This window comes from Mongoliitalea sp. (genome assembly GCF_054166905.1).
Map to the genome: position 1 here is coordinate 1 of NZ_JBSZCK010000035.1, position 11441 is coordinate 11441.

Annotated in this window: 7 protein-coding genes and 1 pseudogene; 4 read left to right on the plus strand and 4 right to left on the minus strand. The window is 41.7% G+C overall.

Annotation, left to right across the window (positions count from 1 at the left end; genetic code table 11):
* Nucleotides 1-399: 399 nt before the first annotated feature.
* The 4 genes and pseudogenes from ACXIUD_RS12860 to ligA all read right to left on the minus strand — a co-directional run.
* Nucleotides 400-522 (minus strand): annotated as a pseudogene (locus tag ACXIUD_RS12860) (IS200/IS605 family transposase); the annotation flags it as partial.
* 60 nt (nt 523-582) lie between these two features.
* On the minus strand, nt 583-1437 hold the full coding sequence (dapA, locus tag ACXIUD_RS12865; protein ID WP_458053050.1) for a 4-hydroxy-tetrahydrodipicolinate synthase: 855 nt from the start codon (nt 1435-1437) through the stop codon (nt 583-585).
* Nucleotides 1431-1943 carry a DUF6913 domain-containing protein gene (locus tag ACXIUD_RS12870; RefSeq protein ID WP_458053051.1) on the minus strand — a complete coding sequence of 171 codons (513 nt, stop codon included), beginning with the start codon at nt 1941-1943 and terminating at the stop codon, nt 1431-1433. Before ACXIUD_RS12870 ends, dapA begins: the two co-directional genes overlap by 7 nt.
* Nucleotides 1944-1947: 4 nt before the next feature.
* The gene (gene ligA / locus ACXIUD_RS12875; RefSeq protein ID WP_458053052.1) at nt 1948-4401 is read right to left on the minus strand and encodes an NAD-dependent DNA ligase LigA; all 2454 of its coding nucleotides are present in this window, start codon (nt 4399-4401) and stop codon (nt 1948-1950) included.
* A 143-nt stretch (nt 4402-4544) separates the two neighbouring features.
* On the opposite strand from ligA, the gene ACXIUD_RS12880 reads away from it, so the two are divergent.
* The 4 genes from ACXIUD_RS12880 (at nt 4545) to ACXIUD_RS12895 (ending at nt 11428) form a co-directional block, all read left to right on the plus strand.
* Nucleotides 4545-5180 carry a TetR/AcrR family transcriptional regulator gene (locus tag ACXIUD_RS12880; protein WP_458053053.1) on the plus strand — a complete coding sequence of 212 codons (636 nt, stop codon included), beginning with the start codon at nt 4545-4547 and terminating at the stop codon, nt 5178-5180.
* A 33-nt stretch (nt 5181-5213) separates the two neighbouring features.
* Nucleotides 5214-7268, plus strand: a complete 2055-nt coding sequence (gene metG / locus ACXIUD_RS12885) for a methionine--tRNA ligase (protein WP_458053054.1) — start codon at nt 5214-5216, stop codon at nt 7266-7268.
* 635 nt (nt 7269-7903) lie between these two features.
* Nucleotides 7904-10111: a penicillin acylase family protein gene (locus ACXIUD_RS12890; RefSeq protein WP_458053055.1), complete on the plus strand. Its 2208-nt coding sequence runs from the start codon at nt 7904-7906 to the stop codon at nt 10109-10111.
* Between the two features lie 114 nt (nt 10112-10225).
* A complete protein-coding gene (locus ACXIUD_RS12895) occupies nt 10226-11428 on the plus strand; it encodes a hypothetical protein (protein ID WP_458053056.1) in 1203 nt (400 codons plus the stop codon).
* The last annotated feature ends 13 nt before the right edge of the window (nt 11429-11441 follow it).

The following is an 11441-nucleotide window of genomic DNA, read 5'->3' on the forward strand; positions in this document are numbered from 1 at the left end:
GATATTATTTGTTTATGTTTAATTTTTAATTTTCGTGTACTCCCTATCCCGATGGAACCACATGTTTATAGCAAGAAATCCGTCTAGGCTAGGGTACGACCCCGACTGGGCCCGCCTGCCGGCAAAAGGCAGGGTCGAATGAGGTTAGGTGCGATGATATCAGCTATAAACATGTGACCTCTTCGAGGTCGGGTTTGTGTAATATTATTCGTTTATGTTTAATTTTTAATTTTCGTGTATTCCCGATCCCAACGGGATCATATGTTTATAGTAGGAAATACGTTTAGGGTAGGGTACGACCCCGGAGGGCCCGCCTGCCGGCAAAAGGCAGGGTCGAATTCCTCTATTTATACTAATTTTTTCTATAAACAAGTGACCTCTCCAAGGTCAACAAGTCCACTAATCATCAATCCATTCAAATAAATACTTTTCATCATATTCAATTTGAAATTTTTTTAAAAATCCGATGTACTCTTGTTTAAAGCTTTTTTTCTTATGATGCTCTTTCTGATTAAAAATAAAAAACCCTTGGCTTTACAACCAAGGGCTCAATTCAACTTAAGTACTTAATTCAGTATCAGATTAAAGCAATTCCCCTTTAATCCGTTCTTTTAAAGATTCTGTGGCTCGTACAAGGGGTAGTCTCACCTGATCACTACAAAGCCCCATAATGGACATCAGCGCTTTTACACCAACGGGATTTGCTTCCTCATACATCAAAGGGTTGATGTCTAGCATTTGAAAGGCTGCCTCATTGGCTTCTTCCAAGCTTCCATGAGCAATGGTTTTGAAGAGGGCAGGGTAGGCGTTGGCCAATACGGAGATGACTCCGGCTCCGCCCATCAATCGCATGGATGGTGTCAAAATATCGTCACCGGAGATTAACAAGAAATCCTTCGGCATCTTGGAAGCGATGCGCATGCATTGAGACAGGTCGCTGCTCGCTTCTTTCATGCCTATAATATTCGGATGAGAGGCCAATTTTACTGTGGTGCTCCAAGACAAGTTTGACATGGTTCTGCCAGGTACATTGTACAGAATAACTGGAACAGGGCTAGCATCTGCAATAGCCGTATAATGAGCAATAATCCCCACTTGCGTGGGCTTATTGTAGTAAGGGCTTACGGAAAGAATAGCAGCAATGCCTTCAAAATCAATGCTCTTGAGATCTTCCAATACGGCCTGGGTGTTATTGCCGCCACAACCATAGACAAGGGGAACTCTTCCTGCATTGCTCACTTTAACAGCCTTCAAAACCGCTTGTTTTTCTTCTTTGGTTAAGGTTGCGCTTTCACCGGTGGTGCCTAATACCACCAGATAGTCTACTCCACCTTCAATCACATGATTGACCACTTTGTCCAATCCCGTGAAATCTATGCTATAATCCTCGTTGAAAGGGGTGATAAGGGCTACTCCTGTGCCTCTTAGTGTTAACATGCTTGCTTTATTTTTAATAAATACTGAATGACTAAATTCAAATTCTCTGACAAACTTCTATTTGGATCGAAAGCTACCATCAAATCCAAATACGGTTTATTTACTTCGGAAAAGAAACCCACTTTGAATGAGGCTTGTTTTGACAACAGCAAATAACGCATATATGGATTGAGCTTTGAAGCAGAAACCAAGATAAAATCCAAGGGCTCATCCAAAAACTCATTGAAATATGCCGATGCTTGTCCAGACCAGGTGAAATGTGTATGGTTGATTCCTTCATTTACTTCTGCCTTTTTTGGTGTGTAGAAGTAAGCAATGATGCGGACTTTCAGCCCCCACTGTGACCGTATAGAAGCTTTTGCTGCTTCATATTCCTCCGCTGAAGTTGCCAAAATCCCAATAGTTTTAATGCTATCTGGTATATTCACTTCGTGCGATTCCTTGGAAACCTTTTTCAGTAGTTTCCGAAGTTGCCAATCTACCAATTGATCTTTGATCCATTTCATAGGCTTAGTCTTTACTAACAAATTGTAAAAACTCTTCCTCTGAAATCAGTTTGACCCCTAATTTTTCAGCTTTTTCCTTTTTACTAGGGCCCATATCTTCTCCTTCGATGATGAAATCCAATGCTTTGGATACCGACTTTACATAAGTTCCACCATTGGCTTCTACAAAATCTATAATTTCATCCCGCTTAAAATGATTCAGTTTTCCAGAAGCCAAGATTTTCATTCCTTCCAATACATTGCTAGTCAAAACCCGTTCTTCCTCCTGTAGCTCGAAATTTAATCCATGGGCTCGTAAGCGCTCGATGATGGTCAGGTTTTCCTGATCTTCAAAAAACTCCCGAATACTATGAACCAATGTTTCTCCTACACCATTCACGGCTAGTAACTGCTCTGTTGAGGCATTTTTTAACGCATCTATGGTTTTAAATTCTTTGGCAAGGATTTGCGCAGTATTTTCTCCGATGTTGCGTATGCCCAGTGCAAACAACACTTTGGGAAAGGCTTGCTGCTTGGATTTTTCAATCCCCTCCATCATATTGGAAATCACTCCTTCTTGGAAAGTGTTGGCCTTCAATTTTTTGATGCGGTCCTCTACTTCTGATGGAAGGTCTAGGTTTAACTCCAAGAGAATGGAGTGAACGGTAGGAGATAGTTTGCTGACTCTAATTAATTCTTCCAAACTTACCCGTGACCCCAGTAATACCTTCAGGACCGCACTTACCGGTACAAATTCTTCTAAACTTGGAAGTCCAGCATACTGAATCTGATCCTTAAGCAACAAAAGATTTCCAATGTTTTGAGCGACTTTTTTATTGCTTTTACGAATGAAAAGCTCAAATGCCTGTAAGGTCTCTTGCAGACTTTTTTCTGATGATTCGGCTAAAAACTTTTGAATAGCAGAAAGGGATAGCTGCTCTGTAAGGGCAAAAAATGCCTTGGTCAAGGAGATGTATAAGTGTCCTTCTTCTGTTTTCTGATACTGATCTTGAGACATTTCGAGTCCAAGGAGGCGGTCTTTTTGTCCTTCAAGTTCGTACAGATCTGCATAGTTTTGGATATATCCTTGTTCAATCAAGGTCTTGATTCGCTCGGTTCCCAAAGAATCTATATCCATGGCACGCTTGTGAAGGAAGTGTTCAATTCTACCCAAAATCTGTGGAGGGCACCCCATATGATTGGGGCAATAATGCTTGGCTTCTCCTTCTTTACGGGTGAGTTCAGTATGACATTCGGGGCAGTGTTGAATGTATGCAATAGGCTTACTACCTGATTTTCTTTTTTCAGGAATGACCGCAGTGATTTTGGGGATGATTTCTCCACCTTTTTCTATGGCTACCCAATCCCCCTCATGAAGACCTAAGCGCTCAATTTCATTGGCATTGTGCAAAGAGGCGCGCTTCACTGTAGTTCCCGCCAAATGTACCGGTGCTAAATTAGCTACAGGGGTAATGGCTCCAGTTCTTCCAACTTGGTAAGTGATCGAGAGTAATTGGCTGATGGCTGACTCAGCTTGATATTTGTAGGCAATGGCCCAACGTGGAATTTTGGCTGTGAAGCCTAATTCTTCCCGCTGATCGTAACTATTGACTTTCAATACTACCCCATCGGTATCCAATGGGAGCTCAAATCGCTTGTCCTGCCATTCATTGATATAAGTTAATACCTCCTGAACGGTCGTGCATTTGGCATAAGTAGGGGAGACATTGAATCCCCATTGTTCTAACAAGTGAATAGCTTTATCATGTTCTTCCACCCCAATTTCTTCACCCAACAGTTGATAAAAATAGCAGTTGAGTCTTCGCTTGGCGACGATGCTGCTGTCCTGCATTTTGACAGTTCCGGAAGCTGCATTTCTTGGATTTGCTAGAAGGGCATCCCCATTAGCTTCTCGCTCTGCATTGATTTTGTCAAATTCTTTCCGTGGTAAAAATATTTCGCCTCGTACTTCAAATTTATCTGGAACATTTGCTCCTTTGACATACAAAGGAATATTTCGGATGGTTTTGATATTTTCAGTGACCACATCACCTTTGGTTCCATCCCCTCTGGTGACCGCCCGCACCAATTTCCCATTTTCGTATACCAAACTGATAGCAACTCCATCAAATTTCAATTCACAGAAATACTCATAGTTTCTATGCCCCAAACCTTTGGCTATCCGCTCATCAAATGCTAGTAATTCTTCTGGAGAGTAGGTATTACCTAAGGAAAGCATGCGATACTCATGTTCCACAGTTTCAAATTCCTTGGTAATCGTACCACCTACCCGTTGGGAAGGACTGTCAGCATCCAAAAATTCAGGGAACTGCTTTTCCAAATCAATCAATTCCTGCAACAACTGATCAAATTCGAAATCAGAGATTTCAGTACGGTCCTCGTTGTAATAGAGCTGATTATGATAGTTGATCTGCTTGCTGAGTTCTGCGATCCTATGCTGCGCCTCTTGTGGGGTCATATATGGGGTGTGTTTGTATTAACGGTAAACTCCAAAATTAGCGGGTTGGATTACAATGGCAAAAGATTTCTTATGGATGATCAAATAATTTGATACCACAGAAATCAAGCTCATTTGCTATATTTGCCCACTTCCCAGATACCATGAGTAAAAAGACGGACATAGAATCCAAAATATTAGATGTTGCCTACAAGCTTTTTTTGAAGCAGGGGTATAAAAATACTACGATGGATGACATTGCTCAGGAACTTTCTATGAGCAAGAAAACTCTCTATAAGTATTTCCCTGGAAAGCTAGAGTTGCTGGCAGCCTCATTTGAAATTCTTAAAAACAGACTCTCTTTAAAGGTGGAAACCTTATTGGAAAATAAGTACATTCCCTTTACTGCGAAGCTGAAGTCTTTATTGACCATTGTGGCAGCAGATTTGGCACCTATCAATCCGGAGTTGTTGGATGATCTACGGGAACATGCTACAGAAATCTGGGCAGAATTGCAGACATATATCCGAGAATCCGCTTTTCTTCGCTTTCAAAAATTAATTGAAGAAGGGGTAAGGCATGGCTATATTTTGCCTAACATCAATATCAGTTTGGTGGTTTGTCTGTATGCAGCAGCTATTCAGAGTTTGATTGATACGCATTTCCTGGAACAATTTCCTGCAGAAATGCAGAAATCCATGAAAATGAGCACCGCAGATAAATACGATCAGGCTATACATATTATTTTCCAAGGGATTCTTACCGATGAGGCTCGTAAGGAGTTTCAATCGACTGAGTAAGATTTTCCAATCGAAATAACCATTCATTGAATCATGAAAACATTTAAACGATATACGATTACTTCTGCTTTACCGTATGCCAATGGACCTTTACACATTGGTCACTTAGCAGGTTGTTATATTCCATCCGATATTTATGCACGCTACTTGAGATTGAGAGAGCGGGATGTGGCTTATATCTGCGGCTCCGATGAACATGGAGTAGCCATTACCATCAAAGCAAAAAAAGAAGGTATTAGCCCTCAGGACGTAGTGGATCGCTACCATGAAATGATGAAAAAGAGCTTCCAAGAGTTTGGAATCAGCTTTGATCATTATTCAAGAACATCTGCCCCTATACATCATGAAACGGCCTCTGAATTTTTTAAGGATTTGTATGAAAAAGGAGAGTTTTTGGAGCAAATCACACAGCAGTACTACGATGAGGAGGCCGGACAATTTTTGGCTGACCGCTACATCGAAGGGACATGTCCTAAGTGTGGCTATGAGCATGCCTATGGAGATCAATGTGAGAAGTGTGGTTCCTCTTTGAGTCCTACTGAATTGCTGAATCCAAAATCCAAGCTTTCTGGAAGCAGTCCTGTATTGAAGGATACGAAACATTGGTTCTTGGACTTGGCACGCTACACGGAGTTTTTGAAACACTGGATATTAGAGGAACATCAATCAGACTGGAAAAATAATGTCTTGGGTCAGTGTAGATCTTGGTTGGAGGCTGGAGAGGGGTTGCAAGCCCGCTCCATGACACGTGACATGGAATGGGGAATTCCTGTTCCTGTAGAAGGTGCAGAGGGGAAAGTACTGTATGTATGGTTTGATGCCCCGATCGGATACATTTCTTCAACAAAAGAATGGGCAGCCGAACAAGGAAAAGACTGGGAGCCTTATTGGAAAGATCAGGATACCAAGTTGGTGCACTTTATTGGAAAAGATAACATCGTATTCCATTGCATTATTTTCCCGGCAATTTTAAAAACTCATGGTGGCTATGTGTTGCCTGATAATGTGCCTGCCAATGAATTTCTGAATTTGGAAGGGGATAAGATTTCCACCTCTCGAAACTGGGCGGTATGGTTGCATGAGTACTTGGAAGAATTTGCAGGAAAGCAGGATGTATTGCGGTATGTCTTGACTGCTAATGCCCCGGAAACCAAGGACAATGATTTTACTTGGAAGGATTTTCAGGGAAGGAATAATTCTGAATTGGTAGCCATTTTTGGGAACTTTGTCAACCGAGCAGTAGTGCTTACGCATAAGTTTTTTGATGGAAAAGTCCCTGCTTTGGGCAATTTGGAAGCGGTGGATCGGGAAGTGTTGGCTGATATGGCAGCATTTCCAGAGAAAATTGCTGATTCCATCGAGCGCTATCGCTTCCGTGAAGCCTTGTCTTTAGTGATGGATTTTGCTCGAATGGGAAATAAGTACTTGGCAGAAACTGAACCTTGGAAAGCCATCAAAACCGATCCGGAGAGAACAGCCACAGTATTGAATATTGCGTTGAATATTGCAGCGAATTTGGCTGTGGTAGCAGAACCTTTCTTGCCGTTTACTGCACAAAAGATTTATGGTATGTTTGAGTTGAACGGACTGACTTGGAAAGATGCAGGAAAGTCTGATTTGTTATTGGAAGGAAATGTGTTGAATCAAGCTGCTTTGTTGTTTGAGAAAATCGAAGATCAAACTGTAGAAAAACAGGTAAATAAATTATTAGATACGAAGAAGAAGAATGCGATGGAAACAGCACCTGCTGCACCGATGAAGGAATTGATTACCTATGATGATTTTGTGAAATTGGATATGCGAGTAGTGAAGGTGTTGACAGCTGAGCCTATGCCAAAATCGAAGAAGTTGTTAAAGTTGACAGTAGATACGGGTTTGGGTCAGCGCACGGTGTTGAGTGGTGTTGCCGAGCATTTCAAGCCGGAGGACTTGGTTGGTAAACAAGTGGTGATGTTGATCAATCTAGCTCCAAGGAAGATGATGGGGATAGATTCCGAGGGGATGATTTTGATGGCGGAGGATAAAGACGGAAGCTTGAAGTTGTTGCAGCCACATGAAGGTGTAGCGCCGGGGTCCACGATATCGTAAGAAGGATGAGGGAGGAAGGATGAAATCTGGCCTCCCTCTTTTTTTTGGTCCACGAATCGCACTAATTTCACGAAGGTTTTTTGGGAGTATAGTCATTAAAAGCCAGTTCTCAATTTTTAAAAAATTACCTATGCCTGTGATTTTTAGCTCGCTAGCTCGCAATTCCTCTAATTGTCTTCCAGCATTTTTCTGTGTTTTTTGTGCTTTCTGCGAGAGAAAATCTAAAAAAGTCCACAGATTTCTCAGATTTGCACAGATGAGGTGACTAGAGTTCTTTTTGGATAGTAATTGCTCTTTGAAAGGGTCTGATTTTTAATTTACTCGCAGAGCTCTGGGATTAAAGGAATCCAAATCTAAAATCTACCTTCTGAAATCTTATTTCTAAAATCGTGAGTGCTTGCATCAGATATGCTTGCGTTTTAAAAGTTCTCGCAATGGGCGCTACGATTTTTGCAGCGGACGCAACGTTAGACATTATAAAAGGAAGCTTTGTACTCTCTGCCTGAACCTTGGCTTTCTTTGCGGTTAGAGGTAAATTTCTTTTCCTTTCATCAAAAAAAAGTGTCTCTACTACTGTCTTTTCACTAGTTTTCGGATGTGCAACTAGTAAATCTCAATTTGGAAAACCAATACCCATGATACACCCAGTTAACTTTCGGCAAACTTTCTTATTTCTTTTATTCGGTTGTTTTTCACTGATCGTATTTGACAGTGTGGCCCAATTGTCGGATTTGCAGCGTTGGCAGCAACATGCTTCGCAGGTGGAGATTTTTAGAGATGGTTTTGGGGTGCCGCATATTTATGGAAAAACAGATGCCGATGCAGTTTTTGGGATGATTTATGCGCAGTGCGAGGATGATTTCAATCGGGTGGAGATGAATTACATCACCGCCATGGGCCGAATGGCAGAAGTAGAAGGGGTAAAAGAATTGTATGCAGACTTTCGGATGAAGTTGTACATCGATGAAGCAGTGGTCAAAAAAGAGTATCAGCAAGCACCCGAGTGGCTACGAAAACTCATGGATGCATGGGCAGATGGAATCAATTACTATTTACACGCACATCCAGAGGTCAAACCTAAACTGATTACCAAATTTGAACCATGGATGGCCTTGACTTTCTCCGAAGGAAGTATTGGGGGTGATATCGAAACCATTTCCGTGAATCAATTGAAGGCTTTCTATGACAAAGAATTCCAAGCCTCCTTGGTATATCAAGAGCGTGATTTTGACGAAGAACCTAAAGGTTCCAATGGTTTTGCGATTGCTCCAAGACTTACAGAATCAGGAAATGCTCTGTTGATGATCAATCCGCATACTTCTTTTTACTTCAGACCGGAAGTTCATATGGTGAGCGAAGAAGGTTTGAATGCCTACGGAGCTGTTACTTGGGGGCAGTTTTTTATCTATCAAGGTTTCAATGAGTATAATGGATGGATGCATACCTCTGCCAAAGCAGATGCCATCGATCATTTTGCCCTAACGGTGGAGCAAAGAAATGGCAGCTATCACTACAAATTCGGTGAGGAGTGGAGGCCTTTGGTAGAAAAGCCGATTGAATTGACCTACAAGGAAAATGGACAAATGTTGAAGCGAACCATTACAGCATACTACAGTCATCACGGACCGGTCATCCGTGAAGAGGATGGGAAATGGATTGCTATTGCCTTGATGGTGGAAAGAGAAAAAGCCTTGACTCAATCCTATCTCCGAACTAAAACCACCAATCACAAAGAGTTTCGGGCAATTATGGACTTGAAAACAAACAGCTCTAATAGTACCATGTATGCCGATCGCGATGGAAATATCGTGTATTACCATGGTAATTTTGTTCCCCGAAGAAATCCTTCTTTTGATTGGAGAGGAGTGGTGGATGGAAGTAACCCAGCAACTGACTGGCAGGGCTTACACGATGTAGAAGAATTGCTTTATCTGGAAAATCCTGTTACAGGCTGGATTCAGCATTGCAATTCTGATCCATTCAATGCACTTGGAACAGCCAGTCCCAAACGTTCAGATTTTCCTTCCTATGTAGCATGGGATGTGGAAAATGCCCGGGGAATCAATGCAGTTCGGATTTTGGAGCAACCTAGAAAATGGACCTTGGAGTCCATGATTTACGAACTCGCTTATGACCCGCACATATTAGCTTTTGAACCTTTGGTGCCTGTCTTAAAAAAGGCTTTTGATCAATTGCCAGCAACTGATCCAAGGAAAGCTACTTTAAAAACTACTGTAGATACCTTAGCAGCTTGGGATTTGAAAACACATCTACACTCCGTGGCTACCTCAGTAGCGGTGTTTTGGGGTAATCAACTGATGGGCATGGGTAGAGGTTTGGACAGACCTTGGGATGCCTATGTATTTGATTATTTGGCGGAGCATTTATCACAAGAGCAATTGATCGAAGCTTTGGAAAAAGCTATAACCAAGTTAGAGGATGATTTTGGGCAGTGGAATACTCCTTGGGGTGAAATTAACCGCTTCCAACGGGTGACGAATGCCATTCAAGGGAAATTTTACGATGAACTACCAAGTTTACCCGTGGGATTCAATTCATCTATGTGGGGTTCCTTGGCGGCTTATGGAAGTCGATCTTATCCCACGACAAAACGCTTCTATGGAAATGTGGGCAATAGCTTTGTGGCGGCAGTTGAATTTGGAGAGAAAGTGAAAGCTAAATCCATTTTGGCAGGAGGGCAGTCTGGAAATCCATTTTCTCCCCATTTTGTAGATCAGGCTGAGATGTATACTAAGGCTGAATTTAAAGATGTGCTATATTATCGAGAAGATGTGGAGCAACATGCACGAATGAACTATAGGCCAGGTCAAAAATTAAGGTGAATTTTAAACTTGGGGAAAGTGTAAGTAAGCTATTTTCCAGAATAGTGATTGTGGATGTGTCATTTTGCATTTGTTTAATATTTTGCTAACTTAAACGCTTTAAATCAGTCTTTTATGAACGTTGAAGTGTTGTCAGAAAGGGTAGATGTTCCAATAGAATCATCTACAATTGCCAGCTCCAAGGCTATTCCTACCTATGTCTATGCATCTGTTTTTGCTTCCTTTTGTATAGCAGTTGGTTTGATTTGGGATATTTCTTGGCATATGACGGTAGGCAGAGATGGCTTGTTTTCGCCTCCTCATTTAGCGATTTACTTGGGGGCACTAATTGCCGGGCTATTTTCTGGATTCAACGTGTTGAAAATCAGCTTTTGGGGTTCCCGTACTGAAAAAGCTGCTTCCATTAAGTTTTGGGGGATTTTTTATGCATCATTAGGTGCGTTATTCTGCATTTGGGGGGCTTTGGCTATGCTGACTTCCGCCCCTTTTGACGATTGGTGGCACAATACCTATGGGTTGGATGTGAAAATTTTATCCCCTCCTCATGCTCTATTGGGATTGGGAATGATCATTATTCAGTTTGGCGCGTTGATTTCGGTCAGTTCACTTCAAAACCGCAAGCATGCCACTTTACAAGTCAAAGAAAGAAAGCATTTGGAATGGATGTATGCCTTGAGTTCGGGGTTTTTATTAGTGATGTTGTTTGTGATAGGCTCGGAATATTTCTTCCCGTATCGGCTACGAATGATATTGCCCTATCAAATTGCTGCAACTTTGTTTCCATTCATTATCATAGCTGTGGCTTATGCTGCTCCCTATCGATGGGCAGCTACCAAAATGACAGCTGTGTACACAATTTTGATGGCAGCAATGGTTTGGATTTTGCCATTGTTTTCGGCAGAACCACTTCTTAGCCCTGTTCACAACCCTGTGACAAGAATGCAGCCCTATCTTTTTCCCTTACTCTTTATAGTACCAGCCATGGCTATGGATCTGTTGATTATGAAAAAAAGGGAAGGAAATAAATGGGTGTTGGCAGTCTTGCTCGGACTGGCCTTTATCAGTATTTTCACAGTAGTTCATTGGTATTTCTCAGCTTTTTTACTTTCTGAACCGGCACGAGGCTGGTTCTTCGGTAGATTCTCTTGGCCATATTATGTCAATCCAGAAAGCCCTTACAGGTTTGCTTTTTACGAGGATGCAAGTAGTCATCTGCCTTCTTTTGTGAAAGGAATGGGTATAGCGCTGCTACTGGCCATTCTTTCCAGTAGGTTAGGGATTTCCTTAGGAAGTTGGATGAAGGAAGTTAAACGTTAATTTTTACAGGAAT